A 21,098-nucleotide genomic window follows, 5' to 3' on the forward strand; every position below is an offset into this window, starting at 1 on the left:
ATAAATACATCAAAAATGGCATTTCTGGGTAAAAAGAAAGCAAAAAGGGGCGATAAATCGCCCCTTTCCATTTCACTATGACTGTTTGGCCACGATATGCCCGTCTTCAACATCTAATATCACAGGGATACCCGGTAATAACTTGCCGGAAAGTATCTGCTGCGCCAGCGGGTTTTCAATTTCCTGCTGGATGGCACGTTTCAACGGCCGCGCCCCGTATACAGGATCGAACCCAGCTTCACCCAAGAACTCCAAGGCAGGTTCGGTAATAGTAACTTCGTAGCCACGTTCTTCCAGACGTTTGTACAAACGCTCCAATTGAATCTTGGCAATCGAAGCCAATTGCCCCCGCCCCAACGGATGGAAGACGACGACTTCATCTATACGGTTAATGAATTCAGGACGGAAGTGATGGCTGACCACTTCCATAACCATGTTTTTCATTTCCGTATAGCTTCTTTCACCGAAGCGTTCCTGAATTAAATCAGACCCCAGGTTAGACGTCATGATGACGACGGTATTACGGAAGTCTACCGTTCTACCTTGGCCATCGGTCAGGCGGCCATCATCCAATACCTGCAATAGGATGTTGAACACATCTGGATGCGCTTTCTCGACTTCATCCAGCAGAATCACTGAATAAGGACGACGACGTACCGCTTCGGTGAGATACCCCCCCTCTTCATAACCGACGTAGCCCGGAGGCGCACCAACCAAACGAGATACGGAATGTTTCTCCATAAACTCGGACATATCGATACGAACCATAGCGTCGTCGCTGTCGAACAGGAAAGTCGCCAGAGCTTTACACAATTCGGTTTTACCTACCCCGGTTGGGCCGAGGAATAGGAATGAACCGATCGGACGGTTAGGATCTGACAAACCGGCACGGCTACGACGAATTGCGTTAGAAACGGCTTCAACCGCTTCGTTCTGGCCAATAACCCGCTGATGCAGGTCTTGTTCCATACGCAGCAGCTTGTCGCGCTCGCTTTCCAGCATCCGCGCCACCGGAATCCCGGTCCAGCGCGCCAGCACGTCGGCAATTTCCGTTTCAGTTACGCGGTTACGCAGCAACTTCATGGTCTTGCCTTCGGCCTGAGTAGCGGCAGCCAGCTGTTTCTCCAGTTCTGGAATTTTACCGTATTGCAATTCGGACATCTTACCAAGATCGCCAACGCGACGAGCCTGCTCCAGACTAATTTTGGCCTGCTCCAGTTCGGTTTTAATATTCTGAGTACCGGTTAAAGAGGCTTTTTCGGCTTTCCACTCTTCTTCCAACTCTGAATATTCGCGTTCTTTTTGCTCTAATTCAGCATTGAGCATTTCCAAACGTTTCTTACTGGCGTCGTCAGACTCTTTATTCAGCGCCTGCTGTTCCAGTTTCAACTGGATAATCCGACGTTCCAGACGATCCAGAGATTCCGGTTTGGAGTCCATCTGCATACGCAGGCTAGAACCGGCCTCATCGATAAGGTCGATGGCTTTATCTGGCAACTGACGGTCGGCAATATAACGGTGCGATAAGGTCGCAGCCGCCACAATCGCCGGGTCAGTAATTTGCACATGATGGTGCAATTCATAACGCTCTTTCAGCCCACGCAAGATGGCAATGGTGTCTTCTACCGTCGGTTCTGCTACAAATACTTTCTGGAATCGACGCTCTAACGCCGCATCCTTTTCTATATACTGACGATATTCATCCAGCGTAGTAGCACCTACGCAGTGCAATTCACCACGAGCCAACGCAGGTTTCAGCATGTTGCCTGCATCCATTGCACCGTCGCCTTTACCTGCGCCGACCATGGTGTGCAACTCGTCAATAAACAGAATGACGCTACCTTCCTGCTTGGCCAGGTCGTTCAATACGCCTTTTAGCCGTTCTTCAAACTCACCGCGATACTTAGCACCGGCAATCAACGCGCCCATATCTAATGAAAGCACGCGTTTGTGTTTCAAACCTTCCGGCACTTCACCGTTGACAATTCGCTGAGCCAAACCTTCCACAATGGCGGTTTTACCCACCCCTGGCTCACCAATCAGTACCGGGTTGTTCTTGGTACGACGCTGTAATACCTGAATGGTGCGACGAATTTCTTCATCACGGCCAATAACCGGATCGAGTTTGCCGGACTCCGCGCGCTCGGTCAGGTCAATGGTGTATTTTTTCAATGCCTGGCGCTGATCTTCCGCACCGGCGTCATCAACGGTTTCTCCACCACGCATTTGTTCGATTGCCTTGCTGATTTTATCGGTTGTTGCACCTGCGGCTTTCAATAGATCGGTCAACGAACCGCGATCTTCGAGCACCGCCAGAACAAATAATTCTGAAGAAATAAATTTATCTGCGCGCTTTTGCGCCAGTTTGTCGCAAAGATTGAGTACCCGCACTAATTCGTGGGATGGCTGAACATCGCCGCCGGTACCTTCAACCTGCGGCAAGCGTCCCAAAGCCTGATCGATTTCCGTGCGCAAACGCGCAACATCGATACCGGCAGAGGTTAACAATGGGCGAACCGTGCCCCCATCCTGAGTGAGCAAAGCGCTCATCAAATGTAACGGTTCAATAAACTGGTTGTCGCGCCCAAGGGCTAAAGACTGGGCATCGGCGAGGGCAAGCTGGAATTTACTGGTAAGACGATCCAGACGCATAACACCTCCAATACTGGTCAAAATTGCTACTGGAGATTAGATGAGGTCATCCCTCAGCTTTTCAAGGTTATTTTAGCCAATATATTTGAGTTTTGTGGTATGCGTCATTGGATCGTCCTAATTCAATAGGTTAGATCAACCAGATTAAACTTGCCAAGCGGCCGGTGATTCCTTCGCGTCGATAAGAGAAAAATTGTTGCTCATCACTCACTGTACAAAGGTCGCCACCGTACACTTCGTGGATACCCGCTGACGCCAGCCGCTGGCGGGCTAGCAGGTAAATATCTGCCAGATATTTGTCACCAAACGGAGTAAACGCCAGCGCAGCTTGGGGGTCTGCGCTAACGAATGCCTGTTTTACTTCTGCTCCCACTTCAAATTGCCGAGGCCCAATCGCCGGGCCTAACCAGGCAATAATAGAAGAAGGTTTTGCGCTGAATTCTGCCAAAGTCTGTTCAAGAACGCCGGCACATAAGCCACGCCAGCCGGCATGAGCCGCCGCAACTTCGTCTCCCGTCAGCGAACAGAACAAGACCGGCAGACAGTCGGCAGTCATCACCGCGCAAACCTGCCCAGGCACGTTGCTGTATACCGCATCGGCCTGGATATCCGCGATGGGCTCGCCGTTCAGGCGTAAAACTCGCGTGCCATGCACCTGTTCCAGCCATTGCGGAGCCTGTGGCAGCGCCGCCAGCGTAATTAATTGCTGGCGATTCTGCTCCACATCCGCCGGGTTATCGCCTACGTGCGCCCCTAAATTCAGAGAATCATAAGGCGGCACGCTAACACCACCGCTGCGGGTGGTGCTGCACGACTTAACGCTGGCTGGCTGTGGCCATTGCGGCAGAATCAGCGGCTTCATTACCAATCCATCTGATCTTTAAATTCTAAAGTATCGGCTTTCAAAGCGGTGATCAGCTCAATCATGTCTTCCGGCAGAGCGGCATGCCATTCCATCTGAACGCCACTGATTGGATGATACAAACGCAGCATGGTGGCATGCAGTGCCTGACGATCGAAACCACGCAGCACGGCAATGAAATTATCCGATGCGCCTCTTGGCGGACGCGGACGGCCACCGTAAAGCTGATCGCCCACCAGCGGATGGTTAATATGCGACATATGCACGCGGATCTGGTGAGTACGGCCCGTTTCCAGACGCAGACGCAAGCGAGTATGCGCGCGGAAATGTTCCATAATGCGGTAATGAGTCACCGCAGGTTTACCCATAGGGTGAACCGCCATGTGAGTGCGTTTGGTCGAGTGACGAGAAATCGGCTCATCAACCAGACCGCCCGCCGTCATTTTACCAATGGCAACGGCTTCGTATTCACGAGTGATTTCGCGCGCCTGAAGCGCTTCAACCAAACGAGTCTGAGCCGGGACGGTTTTCGCCACGACCATCAAACCTGTGGTGTCTTTATCCAGACGATGAACGATGCCAGCGCGGGGAACATCCACGATTTCAGGGTAATAATGCAATAACGCATTTAATACCGTGCCATCAGGATTACCTGCACCGGGGTGTACCACCAAGCCGCGCGGTTTGTTGATAACCAGAATATCGCTATCTTCGTACACGATATCCAATGGGATTTCCTGCGGCTCCCAGCGGGCTTCTTCTTCTATTTGAGCGTCAATCGCGACGATCTCGCCACCCAACACTTTTTCTTTTGGCTTATTAATTGTCTTACCATCGACCGAGACCCTATTATCCAAAATCCACTCTTTTATGCGAGATCGTGAATAATCAGGGAACAATTCGGCCAAAGCCTGATCTAAACGTTGACCGAGTTGAGATTCGGCCACCGTTGCGCTGAGTTGTACTTGTTGTGCCATATGCAGCTTCTTCGTTAACGTTGGGTTTTGACGGCGATGCCGTTTAATATAATGTGCTATTGTATCTAGATCTTTGTCGGGAGCTTAACGGACAGTCTCCCGGAATAACACTTCGAGGATAATCAAAACGTCATGACGCGTATGAAATATCTGGTGGCTGCCGCCACGTTGAGCCTGGTGCTGACCGGTTGCTCCAGTAACAAGGACGTGGTTCCCGACAACCCGCCTTCTGAGCTCTATGCTACCGCGCAGCAAAAACTGCAGGACGGTAACTTTAAGGGAGCTATTACGCAACTAGAAGCGTTAGATAATCGCTATCCTTTCGGGCCTTACTCCCAGCAAGTGCAGTTGGATTTGATTTATGCTTATTATAAATCTGCCGATTTGCCGCTGGCTCAGGCCTCGATCGATCGCTTTATGCGCCTCAATCCCACACATCCTAACATTGATTACGTATTATATATGCGTGGTCTGACTGACATGGCTCTGGATGACAGTGCATTACAAGGCTTCTTCGGGATTGACCGTTCAGACCGCGACCCTCAGCATGCAAGAGCTGCTTTCCGCGATTTTAACCAGTTAATTCAAAGCTATCCGAACAGTCAGTATGCTACGGATGCCCAAAAACGCCTGGTGTTCTTGAAAGATCGACTGGCCAAGCATGAACTGGCCGTTGCTAAATACTACACTAAGCGCGGTGCTTACGTTGCGGTAATTAACCGTGTTGAGCAAATGATGCGCAATTACCCAGACACCAAAGCGACTCGCGATGCACTGCCGTTAATGGAAAATGCCTACAAGCAAATTCAGTTGAATGCGCAGGCAGATAAAGTCAGTAAAGTGATTGCAGCCAACCCTGCATAGTGGGATGGCTACACTGGCGTGAGCCAATGAGACAAAACAACGGTAGCTTCGGCTGCCGTTTTTGTTTCTGTTAGTCGCAAAATTGAACGCCCTCCTTTCCTTAATCTGTAAAACGTACTTTCTCCCGGTTCCCAATATAGGGAAACCTGCGCGGTAATTTGAGTCACGGGTAGCATACAAAACCCGACCCGCTCTGGATCTGAAAGGTTAAGGGGGGACTAAGCCATTGAGGGAGAGGGGTAAAAGCAGAATTTCGGCTCCAATATCGCTGGCCGATCTTATCGATATTGCGACATTTTTTCCGATGATTCAAGCTCTTAAATCACTTTCCTAATACTGGCTCACAGTTCAGGTCGCCTTTGCAAAAAGTGACAAGAAAATGTGATTTAGATCATTCTATTTACCGAAAAGAGAGGTATGCTGAAGTTATCCAAGACGGAGAAGACAACGAGGTAAGCCATATGACCGCAGTCAATATTACTAGCAAACAAATGGATATCACCCCTGCAATTCGTAAGCATGTTGAAGACCGTCTAACCAAACTGGATAAGTGGCAAGCTCAGCTAATAAATCCGCATATCGTGCTGTCTAAAGACCCTGAAGGATTTGTTGTTGATGCGACCATAGGTACGCCAAACGGCCCTCTGGTAGCCAGTGCCAAGCACGATGATATGTATGCCGCAATCAACGAGCTGATCGCGAAATTAGAACGACAACTAAACAAAGTTCAGCACAAAGGTGAGGCAAAACGTACCGCCGCTAGTATCAAAAATGTCAATCTGATAGAGGAGCCTGAGCAAGAAGAGTAACGGGTTAACCATCTTATTGAGGATCTAACGCGCCTTCGGGCGCGTTTTTTATTGACGCCATAACTGGCGGCAGTTAAGTTAACTCCATTCGCGACTATTAGGCCATCAACCATCACATGAGCTACAAACCGTTTTTCTTCGCATTCTTTTTTACCTTCCCCTGATTGGGAGGCGTTTCGTCGTGTGATAAAGAATGCGAAGACGAACAAACAAGCCTCCCAACCGGGAGGCTTTTTTTATGCATAAATCATTTGGCAAAAATAATAAGGCTGACCCTATGACAGACAATCCGTTACTGGTGCTACGAGAACGTATCAGCGCTTTAGACTTAAAGCTGTTGGCGTTACTGGCAGAACGCCGCGAGTTGGCAATCGAAGTGGCTCGAGCCAAGCAACACAGCCATCGTCCGATCCGTGATAAAGAACGTGAGAAGGATTTACTGCAGGCTTTGATTACTGCTGCTAAACCTTACGATCTCGACGGATTTTATATCACCCGTCTGTTCCAGCTGATTATTGAAGACTCAGTATTGACCCAACAGACATTGCTGCAACACCAGTTGAACCAAACTACCGCTCATTCAGCGCGCATCGCATTTCTTGGCCCAAAAGGTTCTTACTCTCATTTGGCCGCACGTCAATACGCCGCCCGTCATTTTGATAACCTGATCGAATGCGGCTGCCTGAAATTCCAGGATATCTTTACTCAAGTAGAAACCGGTCAGGCGGATTACGCGATTTTACCGATCGAAAACACCAGTTCAGGCTCTATCAATGATGTTTACGATCTGCTGCAACATACTAGCCTGTCGATAGTCGGAGAATTAACCAACCCGATCGAGCACTGCATTCTGACGGCTGCGGAGACCGATTTAAGTCAGATTGAAACGGTTTACAGCCACCCGCAGCCTTTCCAACAATGTAGTCAGTTCATTAACCGTTTCCCGCACTGGAAAATCGAATATTGCGAAAGCACCGCCGCCGCAATGGAAAAAGTCGCACAGCTAAATTCCCCAAAAGCCGCCGCATTGGGCAGCGAAGCCGGTGGCGCGCTCTATGGTTTGCAGGTACTGGAATACTATTTGGCAAATCAGCAGCAAAACATCACTCGTTTCATCGTGCTGGCGCGTAAAGCTATTGATGTTTCTGAGCAGATTCCAGCTAAAACTACGCTGATTATGGCTACTGGCCAACAATCAGGGGCGTTAGTAGAAGCTCTTCTGGTCTTGAAAGAACACGGCATCATTATGACCAAGCTAGAATCTCGGCCAATCAACGGGAATCCGTGGGAAGAAATGTTTTATATTGATGTGCAGGCTAACCTGCGTTCCGAAGCGATGCAAAAGGCGCTCAGCGATTTGACGCTGCTAACCCGTTCACTAAAAGTGTTGGGCTGCTATCCGAGTGAAAACGTGGTGCCGGTTAACCCAAGTTAATCGCCGATCGCTACCTATTTTTGCTCATAAAAAAAGTCATCCCGATCGTCTGGGATGACTTTTTTACTGGCTAACAGCATAAATATTAATGATTACTGCCGATTGTCATTTGCTTGGCGCAGCAAAGAGCGACTTTCCAGCAGGAAGCGTTCAGCATAATCACCGAACCAATGTTCCACCTTCTGGAAGCTGGAAACAAACCCCTGCTTGTCACTCTGTTCTAATAGCTTAATCGCATCACCAAACCGCTGGTAGTAACGTTTAATCAGCGCCAGGTTATCTTCCGACGACATAATAATATCTGCGTACAACTGCGGATCCTGAGCAAACAGTCGCCCGACCATCGCCAGCTCCAACCGGTAAATCGGCGAGGACAGAGCCAAAAGCTGTTCAAGCTGAACATTTTCTTCCGCCAAATGCAGACCATAGGCAAAAGTGGCAAAGTGGCGTAGCGCCTGGATAAAGGCCATATTCTGGTCATGTTCAACCGCGCTGATACGATGCAGCCGCGCGCCCCATACCTGCAACTGTTCCAATAACCATTGGTAAGCTTCAGGCTGACGACCATCACAATACACCACGACCTGCTTCGCCAGACTCCCCACATCCGGACCAAACATCGGATGCAGACCAACAACCGGCCCTTCATGCGCTGCCAGCATCGATTGCAGTGGACGATTCTTCACCGATGCCAAATCCAGCAAAATGCAGTCTGTCGGTAGCTTAGGTAAGCTAGCAATCACTTCTTCTGTTGCATGGATAGGTACGCTGACGATCACCATTCCTGCATCGGCCAGAATCGATTCCGCCTGCGGCCAGTCTTCCTGCTCCAGCGTTTTTACCTGATAGCCCGAAAGCAATAACATCCGACCGAATAACTGCCCCATCTGCCCTTTACCACCGATAATCACGACGGGGCGCAGCTGTGGGTTCAGGGTTTTAAAGCCTTTGTCATTCTCGCTGGCATATGACTCACGCATCACCCGGCGTAAAACATCTTCAATCAAATCGGGGGGAACGCCCAGCGCCTCGGCCTCTTTGCGGCGTGACGCCAGCATGGCAGACTCACGATCCGGCACATAAATCGGCAAACCAAAGCGGCTTTTGACTTCGCCCACCTCAGCCACCAGACTCAGGCGTTTCGCCAGCAAGTCCAGCAACGCTTTATCCACTTCATCAATTTGATCGCGCAATGCGGTCAATTCAGCCACCATAACGACTATTCCTCTACAGTCCGCGCCGCCAGCGCCGGGCTTAATTCTTTATGCATCGAACGTAACAGAGTTTCCGTTGTTTCCCAGTTAATGCAGGCATCGGTCACGGAAACACCGTAATGCATCGTTTCCCGCGGTTGCTCAGATGACTGGTTCCCCTCATGCAGATGACTTTCCAGCATCACACCGATAATCGAACGATTACCTGCTTTGATCTGCTCAACAACCGATTCAGCTACTGCGGTCTGGCGACGGAAATCTTTATTCGAATTACCATGGCTGCAATCTATCATCAAGGATGGAGTGAGTCCCGCGTCCTGCATCTGTTTTTCACACTGCGCCACATCTTGCGCACTGTAATTAGGCGTTTTACCGCCGCGCAGAATCACATGACCGTCCGGGTTGCCCTGAGTTTGCAACAAGCACACCTGCCCAGACTGATTAATGCCAACAAAACGATGTGGCATAGATGTGGCGCGCATCGCATTAATCGCCGTACCTAAGCTGCCGTCAGTTCCGTTTTTAAAACCTACAGGCATAGATAGGCCAGATGCCATTTCACGGTGAGTCTGGGATTCCGTGGTACGGGCACCAATGGCCGACCAACTGAACAGATCGCCGAGGTATTGCGGGCTATTTGGGTCAAGTGCTTCGGTCGCCAATGGCAATCCCATACCCACTAAATCCAGCAACAGGCGTCGAGCAATATGCAGGCCTGCTTCCATATCAAAAGAACCATCCATGTACGGATCGTTGATCAAACCTTTCCAACCTACGGTAGTTCTTGGTTTTTCAAAATAAACGCGCATAACGATGTACAGGCTATCGCTCAATTCAGCAGAGAGGAGTTTCAGACGACGAGCATAATCCAACGCAGCATCCACATCGTGAATGGAACAAGGACCGCAAACCACTAACAAACGCGGGTCGCGCCCCTGAACGATATCAGCAATGGTTTTGCGCGCCGAAGCAATTGCATATTGATCATTTTCACTCAACGGGAACCGATTCTTCAGTTCTTCCGGCGTAATCAGTATTTGTTCAGCACTGATATGAACGTTATTGAGCGCATCTTTTTGCATGATCATATTTCCTACCTACCTCTGTTAAGCGAGTATCGTTTCATGTGCGGTGTCGTTTCTGAGTTCCACAATATCACGCCGTGTAAACTTTTCAATCCATATCTGTAAATAAATAATTACCGCAAACTTTACACCCACAATCTGGCTAACTTTTGCGGGATGTCGCAGTTTGTACAGATGGTTCTCCAAGCAGCAAATCACCATGATAAAATGAGAAAAATTTGTGGAGGAAGTATGCTGAGAGCGATCATCGTTGATGATGAACAACCTGCGCGCGAAGATTTACGCGAACGATTAAGTGAAGAGCAAGACATTGAGGTTATCGCTGAATGCAGTAACGCTATAGAAGCTATCCCCGCGATTCAGCGGCTCCAGCCGGATGTCGTATTTCTCGATATTCAAATGCCTCGCATCAACGGACTGGAGCTAGCGAGCATGCTGAACCCAGAGAGCATGCCCCACATTGTGTTTGTCACTGCCTTTGACGAGTATGCTGTCCGCGCCTTCGAAGAACATGCTTTCGACTATCTGCTAAAACCCCTCGACCAGCAACGATTGGCCAAGACACTTATTCGCCTGCGCCGAGGTCTAACTGTAAATAATAATTTACACAAAATCACCGAACCGATGCTGCGTCACATTCCCTGCTCCGGGCATAATCGTATCTTTCTGTTGAAAATAGAAGAGGTCGAATATCTCAGTTCAGAGCTTAGCGGTGTGCACGTTGTGGGCATGGTGCAATCAGGTTATACCCAGCTCTCGTTGAAAACGCTGGAAGAAAAAACGCCTTTTATTCGCTGTCACCGTCAATATATGGTGAACACGGAACAGCTAGGCGAAATACAGCTTATGGATAACGGTTCAGCAGAAGTTGTCACTCGCACCGGAAAGCACATCCCGGTTAGCCGACGTTATCTAAAACCACTTAAAGAGAAGTTAGGCATAGCCTGATATCATTATCTAAAACAGCTATCGCAAATCGGTTGCAGAAGAACTTCACCATGAAATATAAGCAGATGATGATCGGTGCGCTGTTACTTAGCGGCTGTAGCCATTCTCTTGACCCTAATGATGAAGTCAAAGACCCGACGAGCTGGTATGAGATCGGATTCAGTGATGCTCAGGGCGGGTTGATTGTCAGAGATAATGAGACTCTAGCCGAATGGTATGACAATCCACACATTAATCGCGACTATTACCTATCAGGTTATCATGCTGGGCAACAGGATCTTTGCCAGCCTGCCCGCTTGAAAATTCACTTTGAACGGGGCGATAATTTCCCTGCCAGCTGTGATTCAGTTAAAGATGCCGAAATACTTCAGCAAATCTGGATTAATTAAATAGCTAATTAAAACCCAGCCCAACAATATATCGAACAATATTAAAACAATCGTTTTACATGAATAACCATCAGGGATAACCAATATTATTCCTTTCTTTTTTCTCGACTAAAAATTATAAAAAACAGATCTTCCTCTCGGTTTTAATTCATTCAATAAATAAGACGCGCTCTCTTGATATTAGCCAAGTTTTTGCTTTAGCGATCTGTGCTTTGATGGTTATAGCAAAGAAAAATATGACATTTTAAAAACAGGATTGGCTAACAAGCTTTTTTCATACAGAAAAATACAAGGGATCGTTATGATAACACTGCAATTTGCAATTATTATTCTGTGCCTATTAATCGGCACTCGCTTTGGGGGCATGGGGCTAGGCCTTATTAGTGGCATCGGCTTATTTATTTTAACCTTTATATTTGGCCTTGAACCGGGTAAACCACCGGTTGATGTCATGCTGACGATATTAGCGGTTATTGGCTGTGCTTCAGTATTACAAACCGCTGGCGGATTAAATATCATGATGCAGTTTGCCGAACGCTTATTACGTCGGCATCCGCAACATATAACGCTATTAGCTCCGTTCACAACCTGGTCATTAACCTTTTTATGCGGCACCGGACATGTGGTTTATACCATGTTCCCGATTATTTCAGATATCGCCCTCAAGAAAGGAATCCGTCCCGAGCGCCCAATGGCCGTCGCTTCCGTTGCTTCGCAAATGGCCATTACCGCATCGCCGGTATCAGTGGCCGTAGTTTCTCTGGTTTCTATTATTGGCGCGGCTCACGGCATCGGGCATGCTTATAGCATACTGGAAATTTTGGCGATTTCTGTTCCCGCTTCGTTAGTGGGCGTGTTAGCCGCAGCGCTGTGGAGCCTACGCCGCGGTAAAGATTTGGATAAAGACCCTGATTTTCAGGCTCGAATAAAAGATCCGGAGCAACGTGCCTTCATATATGGCAGCACTGATACGCTGCTGAATCAGGTTTTCCCGAAACAGGCTTACTGGTCAACCTGGATATTCTTTAGTGCCATCGCCATCGTCGTATTACTCGGCGCATTTGGCGATTTACGTCCGGCTTATGAAGTTAAAGGCGTACTTAAACCGCTCTCTATGAATCTGGTTATTCAGATGATGATGTTAATTGCCGGTGCAGTGATTCTGATGGGCTGTAAAGTTAAACCGAGCGATATTTCAAACGGTGCGGTATTCAAAGCGGGCATGGTAGCAATTTTCTCGGTATTCGGCGTCGCCTGGATGAGTGATACTTTTTTCCAGGCACATATGGGGGAATTAAAACTGGTACTGGAAGACGTGGTAAAAAGCCAGCCGTGGACCTATGCCATTGTACTGTTTTTGGTTTCTAAGCTGGTAAACAGTCAGGCGGCGGCATTGGCAGCTATTGCTCCTATGGGGTTGCAATTAGGTGTCGATCCTAAAATGCTGATCGCCTTCTTCCCTGCGGCCTACGGTTACTTTGTATTACCGACTTATCCCAGCGATCTGGCTTGCATCGGTTTTGACCGCTCCGGTACGACAAAAATTGGCCGCTTTATCATTAACCATAGTTTTATCATCCCCGGTTTAATCGGCGTGGTGTGCTCCTGTATTACTGGTTATCTGCTGGTAAATACCTTTATGTAATAAAATCCGTTTAAAAATCATCAAGGGGTAAGAAATTGCCCCTCCACCCATAAAAATTAACTTAAGTCAGGAAACTCAATTAACACTGAGGGATAAAGCCAAAAAATTAAATTTATTACCCTATCCCCTGATATTTTATCCAATTCTCACAGACAAAATATGGTTTATTGCCGACTTTTCTGCCCTGCGTCCTGTCATAAAAAATAATTGCTAATAATAATCTCATATGTGAAATGCGTTTATTATAATTTATTTGAAGATTGGCAATATCTTATGAATAACTTTGATCGCAAGTTGATACAATGCCGGCCGCATTATCAATCTTATTCTTTTTTACCATGGAAGCATTATGTTCTCTTTGCGTCATACCAGGGCGTTACCTTTTTATTTCAGTACGTTAGCAGTGTCTATGTTCAGCGCATCAGCTTTTGCCGATGCCACCGTTTTTACCGCACTTGATGATCCTGCTACTGCTAAACACAGTTTTGTCGGTAATGTCGAAGCGGGTTATAACGCTCAATCGGGGAATACTAATAACTCAACCCTGACAGCCAACTCCACGTTGACCTGGTTCCAACCCAATACGGCTTATAGCCTTTGGGGTTCCGCAAGAAACACCAGCTCCAATGAGGTAAGATCTTCAGAGCGCTATCAGTTAGGTGGACGTACTCGCTATAATCTAACCGACCGCAACTATCTGTTCGGTCAAGCCAGCTGGTTGAACGATCGTTATAACGGCTACGATTCTCGCTCCGTACTCACAACCGGTTATGGTCGGCAGATTCTTACCGGCGCTTTACATAATCTGCGCGTGGAATTCGGTCCAGGTGTTCGCCATGACGAATTCTATCGCGGTGGCCGCGCAACTAAAGCCTTGGCCTATGCTGGCACCAACTATACCTATCAGTTGACCGATAACACCGTGTTTAGCGAAGGCGTTTCAGCTTTAGCCAACGAAGAGACTACGCTGAACTCTGAAACTGCGTTAAACGTAGCAATCAATAAGAGTTTTGCTCTGCGTCTGGCTTACGTTGTTACCTACAACACCAAGCCTCCGGCCAGCGCCCCCAAAAATACCGACACGACAACCTCAGTCACGCTGGTTTACGGTCTGTAATCATCTGAATATTCTTAGCGTGGCGCAGTCACGCTAAGATTTTCCTCACTGACGCTCTCCTTCCTATAACTAACTCATCCATTTATCCCAACGGTTCGCGGCTCGGTCCCTGAAAATGAATAGCGTTGATGTGGCAACTGCGCGGCTGAGTCACGACAAATTTAACGGTTTGCCAAATAGATTGGCCGGTTAACAAGCGTTGGTTTGTCTGATTATGATGAGAAATATCTTCGTCAAAACCAAGGGTTTCAAAATCTGGGGGATACAGCGCGGTCAAACGGATATTTTCAGCAGCTAAGCTCTGGGAAATAGTATGGCAAAAGCCGCTAAAACCCTGCTTAGCGGCGAAAAATGCGGGATGGGCGTTAGATTGAGTGAAATTCGGCACGCCGCAGACAGAAACCATCGCGATAATATCGCTGCCCTGCTCTCTATTCATCCTCGGTAGTAGCGCTTTGGTCAGTAAAATAGAGCCCGTTAAACCGGCATTAATGGTGCTAATAATATCCTCATCGCCACCGCCTGTTTGTAAATCCCCTTCCAGCCATTGAGCCGCGCTTAGCAAGAGGATATCTATCGGCTTTTCATGTTTTAGTAACCCGTGAGAAAACTGCCTGACTGAATTCATATCGGAAATATCGCACTCATAGGCCTCGGCAATACCACCTTCGGCGCGAATAATATCCACGGTTGCCTGCGCCTGCGCGATAACCCGACTGCATAAAACGACTTCAGCACCTTCCCGCGCTAACCATACTGAAACAGCCTGACCAAAATCGCGCCCACCACCGGTCACCACAGCTCTTTTTCCTTGCAGCATTTTCTTCCTCTTATTGGCCTTAGCATTCAATTGAATGAGATGCAGCCTAGCCAGAGCTAGCTTTATTATCAAAGTTTTTACTTGGTTTATTCGAGGCGGTGCGCAAAAAATATCAATAAAATAACTGAGGTAGACGGAATGGCGGTTTATATCAATAAGAAAAGTAAACGGGAGCTTTGAGAGACTTTACAGATAAAAAAAGGGGTCAGCCAATGGCCAACCCCTTGATAACTATTAACTATTGGATGAAGCCTGAGCTGTATCTTAGTTAATACGGTTAAGACGCTCTTTGATACGAGCAGACTTACCAGTACGCTCACGCAGGTAGTACAGTTTCGCTTGACGAACGGCACCACGGCGCTTAACAGTAATGCTGTCGATTACTGGGGAGTGAGTTTGGAATACACGCTCAACACCTTCGCCGTTGGAAATTTTACGAACAGTGAATGCAGAGTGCAGACCGCGGTTACGGATTGCGATAACCACGCCCTCGAATGCCTGCAGACGTTTTTTAGCACCTTCAACGACCCATACCTTAACTTCCACGGAATCACCCGGACGGAATGCAGGTACGTCTTGCTTCATCTGCTCTTGTTCGATTTGCTTGATAATATTGCTCATAATAAGTCTCTTACCCTAGGTAAACTGATATATCAGGATCGTTTGCACGCGGCGAAACGTTCCTTTCATAGTTCTGTCGCTCAGGCCTCTTGCTCCTTTCGGAACTCAGCCAGCAACACCATTTGCTCGTCAGTCAGAGCTAGGCTTTCTAGAAGTTCAGGTCTTCTAAGCCAGGTACGGCCCAGCGACTGCTTTAAGCGCCAGCGACGAATCTCAGCGTGGTTGCCCGACAGTAATACTGGCGGAACTTCCATGCCTTCCAACACCTCCGGACGGGTATAGTGCGGGCAATCCAGCAATCCATCAGCGAAGGAATCTTCCTCAGCCGAGGCCTGATGACCCAGTACGCCCGGTATAAAGCGGGATACAGAATCAATCAGCGTCATTGCCGGCAGCTCACCGCCGCTGAGAACGTAATCCCCAATTGACCATTCTTCATCAATTTCGGTTTTGATTACGCGCTCATCAATACCTTCGTACCGACCACACACCAAAATCATCTTCTGGTTGGTTGCCAGTTCGCAGACACCCTGTTGGTCCAGTTTGCGTCCTTGAGGTGACAGATAAATCACCTTTGCTCCCTCGCCTGCCGCCGCTTTTGCTGCATGAATGGCTTCCCTTAACGGTTGCACCATCATCAGCATTCCCGGGCCACCGCCGTATGGGCGGTCATCCACGGTACGATGCCGATCGTAGGTAAAGTCACGAGGACTCCAACACTGCACGCTCAGCAGGCCATTTTTTACTGCCCGGCCAGTTACCCCAAAATCGGTTATTGCGCGGAACATCTCAGGAAACAGGCTGATAACACCAATCCACATCGTTTTGTTCCACTCGCCGTTGCCGTTTAATTCAGAGGTCAAAAACCAGGATCCCAATCTACTTCAACACGTTGAGCAGTGAGATCGACATTCTTGATAACCTGCCCATGAAGAAACGGGACCAACCGCTCCTTCATACCGAATGCATCTTTCAGGTTTGCTTTGACTACCATGACATCGTTAGAACCGGTTTCCATCATATCGATGATTTTACCCAGTTCGTAACCGGTTGTGGTTACTACCTGACAGCCCATAAGGTCTTTCCAGTAGTAATCATCACCTTCTAGTTCTGGCAATTGTTTCGAATCCACCATAATTTCGCAATTAGTTAGCAGATTCGCAGCATCCCGATCGTCAACACCTTTGACTTTGATGATCAAATCTTGACTGTGGCGCTTCCAGTCTTCCAACTCGACGTGCTGCCACTTACCGGCCTGCTGGATAAACCACGGCTGATAGTCAAAAATGCTTTCGGCGTTCTCGGTGGATGAAAATACTCTGAGCCAACCGCGAATGCCGTAAGTTGAACCCATTTTGCCAAGAACAATCGGCTGCTCGGGAACCACTGGATTGAGTTGTTTGCTCATAATAACCACCACCGCGACAGATTAAGCTGCTTTCTTAGCGTCTTTGATCAGCGCAGAAACGCGATCAGAAACAGTTGCGCCCAGGCCGATCCAATGTTCGATACGATCCAGGTCCAAACGCAGTGCTTCAGCCTGACCAGATGCGATCGGGTTAAAGAAGCCTACACGTTCGATGAAACGACCGTCACGAGCATTACGGCTGTCGGTCACTACTACTTGATAGAACGGACGCTTTTTAGCGCCGCCACGAGCCAAACGAATTGTTACCATAACATCCTCTTTAGTTAATAAAACAACTGAACCCCATCGGGGAACGGGGTTCAGTTGCAATATAAAAAGCCCGAAAATTTTACTCATTTTGGCGCAAAAAGCAATCTAAAGCGTAGATTCCTGTCCGCTACTTTTATAATGAGGCCAATTTTCATCGTTTACCGCCGTTTCTGGCGGGAAATTGATAACCCTTTTCGCCTGAATGCTTATCAGGGCAAATGAGGGCATTAACGGCCAGGGAAACCCGGTGGCATCATACCTTTCATGCCACGCATCATTTTGGCCAGACCGCCGTTTTTCATTTTCTTCATCATGCGCTGCATTTCATCGAACTGTTTCAGCAGGCGGTTCACATCCTGAACCTGCATACCGGAACCCGCTGCGATACGGCGCTTGCGAGAACCTTTGATGATTTCCGGCTTGGCACGTTCTTTCAGCGTCATCGAGTTGATGATGGCTTCCATCCGCACCGTCACTTTGTCATCCATTTGCGATTTCACGTTGTCAGGCAACTGGCCTGCACCGGGCATCTTGCTCAACATGCTGGCCATGCCACCCATATTGCGCATTTGTTTTAACTGATCCAGGAAGTCGTTCAGGTCAAACCCGTCGCCTTTCTTCAGCTTGGTCGCTAATTTTTCCGCCTGTGCGCGGTCAACTTTGCTTTCAATGTCTTCGATCAGGGAGAGAACGTCGCCCATCCCCAGAATACGTGAAGCAACGCGGTCCGGATGGAATGGCTCCAACGCTTCGGTTTTCTCACCCACACCGAGGAATTTAATCGGCTTACCGGTGATATGACGAATCGACAGCGCGGCACCGCCACGAGCATCGCCGTCTACCTTGGTCAACACCACGCCGGTCAACGGCAGCGCTTCGTTAAACGCTTTCGCCGTGTTGGCAGCATCCTGACCGGTCATGGCATCGACAACAAACAGCGTTTCTACCGGATTAATCGCGGCATGAATCTGTTTGATTTCGTCCATCATGGCTTCATCAACGTGCAAACGACCGGCAGTATCGACGATCAGCACATCAAAGAATTTCAGTTTCGCCTGCTGTAAAGCCCGATTAACGATATCAATCGGTTTTTCCTGCACGTCCGACGGGAAGAATTCAACGCCAACCTGCTGCGCCAGCGTTTCCAACTGTTTGATCGCCGCAGGGCGATAAACGTCGGCAGAAACCACCAGCACTTTTTTCTTCTGCTTTTCTCTCAGGAACTTACCCAGCTTAGCTACGCTGGTTGTTTTACCTGCCCCTTGCAGACCGGCCATCAAAACGACCGCCGGCGGTTGGGCTGCCAGATTGAGTTCGTTATTGATCTCGCCCATGGCGCCGATCAGCTCATTCTTAACAATTTTTACAAATTCTTGGCCCGGCGTAAGGCTTTTATTGACCTCATGGCCAACCGCACGCTCTTTAACCCGGTTGATAAAGTCACGAACCACCGGCAAGGCAACGTCGGCCTCAAGCAATGCCATGCGGACTTCACGCAGGGTTTCTTTAATATTTTCTTCTGTCAGCCGGCCACGGCCGCTGATATTGCGCAGTGTGCGCGATAATCGATCGGTTAAGTTCTCAAACATCGTCTCATGCTCAACGTGGAAACAGGCCGCCCGGGCGACACAATGGCGGGATTATAACACGAAGCGCGCGCGATCTCTGCCTTCACGTAGGAGAACGGTTGGAGCATGACGCTGCTAACGTTATACTGGTTATCCAATTCACTCAGCCGATGCCTATTAACCGCTATGCCCGTGTTCTCTATTTTGGCTCTAGTTGCCTATTTACTTAGTCTGGGACTGATTATTCCCAGTTTGGTGAGGAAGAGCAGCGCTTACCGACGGCTAGCCCTGGTTTCTGCCGTAGTAGCGCTGGTTTGCCATGGTATCGCATTGAAACATCAAATATTTGATGTTGGCGAGGGTCAAAACCTGACTTTGCTGAATATCGGCTCTATTGTCGGTTTGATGATCTGCTCAATCATGACATTCGTGGCCTCTCGTGGGCGCGGCTGGTTCCTGCTGCCAATCGTTTACAGCTTTGCCATGATCAATTTGGCTCTCGCCAGTCTGATGCCAGGCGAATTCATTACCCATCTGGAAGGCAGCCCGGCGTTATTTATCCATATTGGGCTGGCGCTATTGGGTTATGCCACGCTGATTATTGCCGCATTGTACGCCATGCAGCTAGCTTGGCTGGATTATCTACTGAAGAATAAAAAACTGACATTCACCGCCGATATGCCGCCACTGATGAGCATTGAGCGAAAAATGTTTCACATTACGCAAATTGGCGTAGTGCTGCTGACGCTAACGCTCTGCACCGGTTTGTTATATATGGATAATTTGTTCAGCAAAGAGAATGTCCATAAAGCCGTGCTGTCGATTATGGCGTGGTTTGTCTACATTATTCTATTGTGGGGTCATTATCACGAAGGGTGGCGCGGCCGCCGCGTGGTCTGGTTCAGCTTTGCCGGAGCATTCTTACTGACTCTAGCCTATTTCGGCAGCCGCCTGCTGCAAGAGATCATGATCGGCTAACGACACTCCCCCGCCCAACCTATGGCTCCTGTTACCCTGACTGGAGCCTTCATCTATCGCTATAAGGAATATTGCGTTGGACCAGGTCTCTACCAGTACACTTATCATCATTCTGATCATTATGGTCGTGGTATCGGCTTACTTCTCCGCCTCAGAAACCGGCATGATGACGCTAAACCGCTACCGCCTGCGCCATTTGGCCAAGCAAGGAAACCGTTCTGCCCGCCGCGTGGAAAAACTATTACGCCGCCCGGATCGTCTGATTAGCCTGGTTCTTATCGGCAATAATCTGGTTAACATTCTCGCATCGGCGCTGGCCACCATAGTTGGAATTCGACTGTACGGTAACGCAGGCGTGGCAGTTGCCACTGGCGTATTGACCTTTGTGGTGCTGATTTTTGCTGAAGTGATGCCGAAAACCATCGCTGCGCTCTATCCAGAGCGCGTCGCCTTCCCTAGCAGCATGCTATTGGCTCCTTTGCAGAAGATCATGCTGCCGCTGGTCTGGTTACTGAACAGCATTACCCGCCTGTTGATGCGCCTGTGCGGTATCAAAGGCAATGTGCACGTCAGTGATGCAGTGAGTAAAGACGAATTACGCAGTATCGTGAATGAATCACACTCACAAATTTCCCGTCGTAATCAGGACATGTTGATCTCGGTGCTGGATCTGGAAAAAGTCACAGTCAGCGACATTATGGTGCCGCGCAATGAAGTGGTTGGTATTGATATCAATGATGATTGGAAGTCCATTATGCGCCAGTTAACTCATTCCCCTCACGGTCGAATTGTGCTGTATCGCCAATCGCTGGATGACGCGATTGGGATGCTACGAGTGCGTGAAGCCTACCGGCTGATGACCGAGAAAAAAGAGTTCAACAAAGAAAACCTGCTGCGCGCGGCGGATGAAATCTACTTTATTCCAGAAGGCACACCGCTGAACGTTCAACTGGTCAAATTCCAGCGCAATAAAGAAAAAGTCGGCATGATTGTCGATGAATACGGCGATATTCAAGGACTGGTTACGGTAGAAGATATTCTGGAAGAGATTGTCGGAGATTTCACTACGTCAATGTCCCCTACGTTGGCGGAAGAAGTGAATCCACAAAGCGATGGCTCGGTAATTATCGACGGCACCGCCAATGTTCGGGAACTGAATAAGGCCTTTAACTGGTCGCTGCCGGTCGACGCCCGCACCATTAATGGCATGCTGCTTGAAACCCTAGAAGATATTCCTGAGATTAACGCTCAAGTGCGCATCGGCCATTACGAAATCGAAGTATTGGACGTACAGGACAATATGATTAAACAGGTCAGAGTTACCCCGATCGATCATCCGCATTCACCGCTTAATCCGCAGTAATAGCCGCAGATCGAGCAACTCGCGCGCGATAAATACGCGCCCAATAAAAAAGACGCTCTCGCGTCTTTTTTTG

At 48.6% G+C, this 21,098-nt stretch carries 21 protein-coding genes and 1 other annotated feature; of the genes, 10 read left to right on the forward strand and 11 right to left on the reverse strand.

Translation table 11 applies throughout. The features are described 5' to 3' along the window. Positions 1 to 75: 75 nt before the first annotated feature. From clpB to rluD, 3 genes are all read right to left on the reverse strand, one after another. Complete coding sequence (gene clpB / locus ACQ4OC_RS18950) at positions 76 to 2,652, reverse strand: ATP-dependent chaperone ClpB (protein ID WP_064516664.1); 2,577 nt, start codon at positions 2,650 to 2,652, stop codon at positions 76 to 78. A gap of 130 nt (positions 2,653 to 2,782) precedes the next feature. After that, a complete protein-coding gene (gene yfiH, locus ACQ4OC_RS18955) occupies positions 2,783 to 3,514 on the reverse strand; it encodes a purine nucleoside phosphorylase YfiH (RefSeq protein ID WP_064516662.1) in 732 nt (243 codons plus the stop codon). Beyond that, positions 3,514 to 4,491, reverse strand: coding sequence for a 23S rRNA pseudouridine(1911/1915/1917) synthase RluD (gene rluD, locus ACQ4OC_RS18960; protein WP_064516660.1), 978 nt, complete (start codon positions 4,489 to 4,491; stop codon positions 3,514 to 3,516). The genes yfiH and rluD overlap by 1 nt, the downstream gene beginning before the upstream one ends. A 132-nt stretch (positions 4,492 to 4,623) precedes the next feature. On the opposite strand from rluD, the gene bamD reads away from it, so the two are divergent. The 4 genes from bamD to pheA all read left to right on the forward strand — a co-directional run bounded on the left by bamD (position 4,624) and on the right by pheA (position 7,599). Next, on the forward strand, positions 4,624 to 5,355 hold the full coding sequence (gene bamD / locus ACQ4OC_RS18965; protein WP_064516658.1) for an outer membrane protein assembly factor BamD: 732 nt from the start codon (positions 4,624 to 4,626) through the stop codon (positions 5,353 to 5,355). A gap of 461 nt (positions 5,356 to 5,816) precedes the next feature. Further along, positions 5,817 to 6,164, forward strand: a complete 348-nt coding sequence (raiA, locus tag ACQ4OC_RS18970) for a ribosome-associated translation inhibitor RaiA (protein WP_064516656.1) — start codon at positions 5,817 to 5,819, stop codon at positions 6,162 to 6,164. Positions 6,165 to 6,279: 115 nt separating this feature from the next. Then, positions 6,280 to 6,404, forward strand: a sequence feature (Phe leader region). Further along, positions 6,281 to 6,328 carry a pheA operon leader peptide PheL gene (gene pheL / locus ACQ4OC_RS18975; RefSeq protein ID WP_201030833.1) on the forward strand — a complete coding sequence of 16 codons (48 nt, stop codon included), beginning with the start codon at positions 6,281 to 6,283 and terminating at the stop codon, positions 6,326 to 6,328. It overlaps the preceding feature by 48 nt. 37 nt (positions 6,405 to 6,441) lie before the next feature. Next, positions 6,442 to 7,599 (forward strand): bifunctional chorismate mutase/prephenate dehydratase, encoded by a 1,158-nt coding sequence (gene pheA / locus ACQ4OC_RS18980; RefSeq protein ID WP_064518466.1) that lies wholly within the window; start codon positions 6,442 to 6,444, stop codon positions 7,597 to 7,599. 92 nt (positions 7,600 to 7,691) lie between these two features. On the opposite strand, the gene tyrA is transcribed toward pheA, so the two are convergent. Together tyrA and ACQ4OC_RS18990 are read right to left on the reverse strand one after the other, a co-directional pair. Continuing rightward, positions 7,692 to 8,813 (reverse strand): bifunctional chorismate mutase/prephenate dehydrogenase, encoded by a 1,122-nt coding sequence (gene tyrA / locus ACQ4OC_RS18985; RefSeq protein WP_064516654.1) that lies wholly within the window; start codon positions 8,811 to 8,813, stop codon positions 7,692 to 7,694. Positions 8,814 to 8,818: 5 nt separating this feature from the next. Next, positions 8,819 to 9,895 (reverse strand): 3-deoxy-7-phosphoheptulonate synthase, encoded by a 1,077-nt coding sequence (locus ACQ4OC_RS18990; protein ID WP_430971517.1) that lies wholly within the window; start codon positions 9,893 to 9,895, stop codon positions 8,819 to 8,821. Positions 9,896 to 10,129: 234 nt separating this feature from the next. Between ACQ4OC_RS18990 and btsR the strand changes: the two genes are divergently transcribed. The 4 genes from btsR to ACQ4OC_RS19010 all read left to right on the forward strand — a co-directional run bounded on the left by btsR (position 10,130) and on the right by ACQ4OC_RS19010 (position 13,997). Continuing rightward, on the forward strand, positions 10,130 to 10,846 hold the full coding sequence (btsR, locus tag ACQ4OC_RS18995; RefSeq protein WP_064516651.1) for a two-component system response regulator BtsR: 717 nt from the start codon (positions 10,130 to 10,132) through the stop codon (positions 10,844 to 10,846). A 50-nt stretch (positions 10,847 to 10,896) separates the two neighbouring features. Next, positions 10,897 to 11,235, forward strand: coding sequence for a DUF2799 domain-containing protein (locus ACQ4OC_RS19000; RefSeq protein ID WP_430971518.1), 339 nt, complete (start codon positions 10,897 to 10,899; stop codon positions 11,233 to 11,235). Between the two features lie 301 nt (positions 11,236 to 11,536). Continuing rightward, positions 11,537 to 12,880 (forward strand): anaerobic C4-dicarboxylate transporter, encoded by a 1,344-nt coding sequence (locus ACQ4OC_RS19005; RefSeq protein WP_120807008.1) that lies wholly within the window; start codon positions 11,537 to 11,539, stop codon positions 12,878 to 12,880. Positions 12,881 to 13,229: 349 nt separating this feature from the next. Further along, a complete protein-coding gene (locus tag ACQ4OC_RS19010; RefSeq protein WP_064516645.1) occupies positions 13,230 to 13,997 on the forward strand; it encodes a DUF481 domain-containing protein in 768 nt (255 codons plus the stop codon). An 82-nt stretch (positions 13,998 to 14,079) separates the two neighbouring features. On the opposite strand, the gene ACQ4OC_RS19015 is transcribed toward ACQ4OC_RS19010, so the two are convergent. From ACQ4OC_RS19015 to ffh, 6 genes are all read right to left on the reverse strand, one after another. Further along, positions 14,080 to 14,817: an SDR family oxidoreductase gene (locus tag ACQ4OC_RS19015; RefSeq protein WP_064516643.1), complete on the reverse strand. Its 738-nt coding sequence runs from the start codon at positions 14,815 to 14,817 to the stop codon at positions 14,080 to 14,082. A gap of 264 nt (positions 14,818 to 15,081) precedes the next feature. Continuing rightward, positions 15,082 to 15,438 (reverse strand): 50S ribosomal protein L19, encoded by a 357-nt coding sequence (gene rplS, locus ACQ4OC_RS19020; protein WP_004877229.1) that lies wholly within the window; start codon positions 15,436 to 15,438, stop codon positions 15,082 to 15,084. 80 nt (positions 15,439 to 15,518) lie between these two features. Further along, positions 15,519 to 16,259: a tRNA (guanosine(37)-N1)-methyltransferase TrmD gene (gene trmD / locus ACQ4OC_RS19025; RefSeq protein ID WP_049601097.1), complete on the reverse strand. Its 741-nt coding sequence runs from the start codon at positions 16,257 to 16,259 to the stop codon at positions 15,519 to 15,521. Positions 16,260 to 16,297: 38 nt separating this feature from the next. Then, positions 16,298 to 16,846: a ribosome maturation factor RimM gene (gene rimM / locus ACQ4OC_RS19030; protein WP_049601098.1), complete on the reverse strand. Its 549-nt coding sequence runs from the start codon at positions 16,844 to 16,846 to the stop codon at positions 16,298 to 16,300. Positions 16,847 to 16,867: 21 nt separating this feature from the next. Then, positions 16,868 to 17,116, reverse strand: a complete 249-nt coding sequence (rpsP, locus tag ACQ4OC_RS19035) for a 30S ribosomal protein S16 (protein WP_004877236.1) — start codon at positions 17,114 to 17,116, stop codon at positions 16,868 to 16,870. Between the two features lie 227 nt (positions 17,117 to 17,343). Next, complete coding sequence (gene ffh / locus ACQ4OC_RS19040) at positions 17,344 to 18,705, reverse strand: signal recognition particle protein (protein WP_064516641.1); 1,362 nt, start codon at positions 18,703 to 18,705, stop codon at positions 17,344 to 17,346. Between the two features lie 165 nt (positions 18,706 to 18,870). On the opposite strand from ffh, the gene ACQ4OC_RS19045 reads away from it, so the two are divergent. Beyond that, complete coding sequence (locus ACQ4OC_RS19045) at positions 18,871 to 19,662, forward strand: cytochrome C assembly family protein (RefSeq protein WP_064518464.1); 792 nt, start codon at positions 18,871 to 18,873, stop codon at positions 19,660 to 19,662. Positions 19,663 to 19,738: 76 nt separating this feature from the next. Then, a complete protein-coding gene (locus ACQ4OC_RS19050; protein WP_064516640.1) occupies positions 19,739 to 21,025 on the forward strand; it encodes an HlyC/CorC family transporter in 1,287 nt (428 codons plus the stop codon). Positions 21,026 to 21,098: the final 73 nt, after the last annotated feature.

The sequence above is a fragment of the Yersinia sp. J1 genome, assembly GCF_050586585.1.
In the GTDB taxonomy this organism is placed as follows: Bacteria; Pseudomonadota; Gammaproteobacteria; order Enterobacterales; family Enterobacteriaceae; genus Yersinia; species Yersinia entomophaga.

Excerpts from the sequence above, each read along its gene's own strand:
- trmD (WP_049601097.1), bottom strand. The coding sequence starts at position 16,259 with ATGTGGATTGGTGTTATCAGCCTGTTTCCTGAGATGTTCCGCGCAATA.
- bamD (WP_064516658.1), top strand. The coding sequence starts at position 4,624 with ATGACGCGTATGAAATATCTGGTGGCTGCCGCCACGTTGAGCCTGGTG.
- ACQ4OC_RS19015 (WP_064516643.1), bottom strand. The coding sequence starts at position 14,817 with ATGCTGCAAGGAAAAAGAGCTGTGGTGACCGGTGGTGGGCGCGATTTT.
- yfiH (WP_064516662.1), bottom strand. The coding sequence starts at position 3,514 with ATGAAGCCGCTGATTCTGCCGCAATGGCCACAGCCAGCCAGCGTTAAG.
- clpB (WP_064516664.1), bottom strand. The coding sequence starts at position 2,652 with ATGCGTCTGGATCGTCTTACCAGTAAATTCCAGCTTGCCCTCGCCGAT.
- tyrA (WP_064516654.1), bottom strand. The coding sequence starts at position 8,813 with ATGGTGGCTGAATTGACCGCATTGCGCGATCAAATTGATGAAGTGGAT.
- rpsP (WP_004877236.1), bottom strand. The coding sequence starts at position 17,116 with ATGGTAACAATTCGTTTGGCTCGTGGCGGCGCTAAAAAGCGTCCGTTC.
- rimM (WP_049601098.1), bottom strand. The coding sequence starts at position 16,846 with ATGAGCAAACAACTCAATCCAGTGGTTCCCGAGCAGCCGATTGTTCTT.
- rplS (WP_004877229.1), bottom strand. The coding sequence starts at position 15,438 with ATGAGCAATATTATCAAGCAAATCGAACAAGAGCAGATGAAGCAAGAC.
- rluD (WP_064516660.1), bottom strand. The coding sequence starts at position 4,491 with ATGGCACAACAAGTACAACTCAGCGCAACGGTGGCCGAATCTCAACTC.
- ACQ4OC_RS19005 (WP_120807008.1), top strand. The coding sequence starts at position 11,537 with ATGATAACACTGCAATTTGCAATTATTATTCTGTGCCTATTAATCGGC.
- btsR (WP_064516651.1), top strand. The coding sequence starts at position 10,130 with ATGCTGAGAGCGATCATCGTTGATGATGAACAACCTGCGCGCGAAGAT.
- ACQ4OC_RS19045 (WP_064518464.1), top strand. The coding sequence starts at position 18,871 with ATGCCCGTGTTCTCTATTTTGGCTCTAGTTGCCTATTTACTTAGTCTG.
- ACQ4OC_RS19000 (WP_430971518.1), top strand. The coding sequence starts at position 10,897 with ATGAAATATAAGCAGATGATGATCGGTGCGCTGTTACTTAGCGGCTGT.
- pheA (WP_064518466.1), top strand. The coding sequence starts at position 6,442 with ATGACAGACAATCCGTTACTGGTGCTACGAGAACGTATCAGCGCTTTA.
- raiA (WP_064516656.1), top strand. The coding sequence starts at position 5,817 with ATGACCGCAGTCAATATTACTAGCAAACAAATGGATATCACCCCTGCA.
- ACQ4OC_RS18990 (WP_430971517.1), bottom strand. The coding sequence starts at position 9,895 with ATGCAAAAAGATGCGCTCAATAACGTTCATATCAGTGCTGAACAAATA.
- ACQ4OC_RS19010 (WP_064516645.1), top strand. The coding sequence starts at position 13,230 with ATGTTCTCTTTGCGTCATACCAGGGCGTTACCTTTTTATTTCAGTACG.
- ffh (WP_064516641.1), bottom strand. The coding sequence starts at position 18,705 with ATGTTTGAGAACTTAACCGATCGATTATCGCGCACACTGCGCAATATC.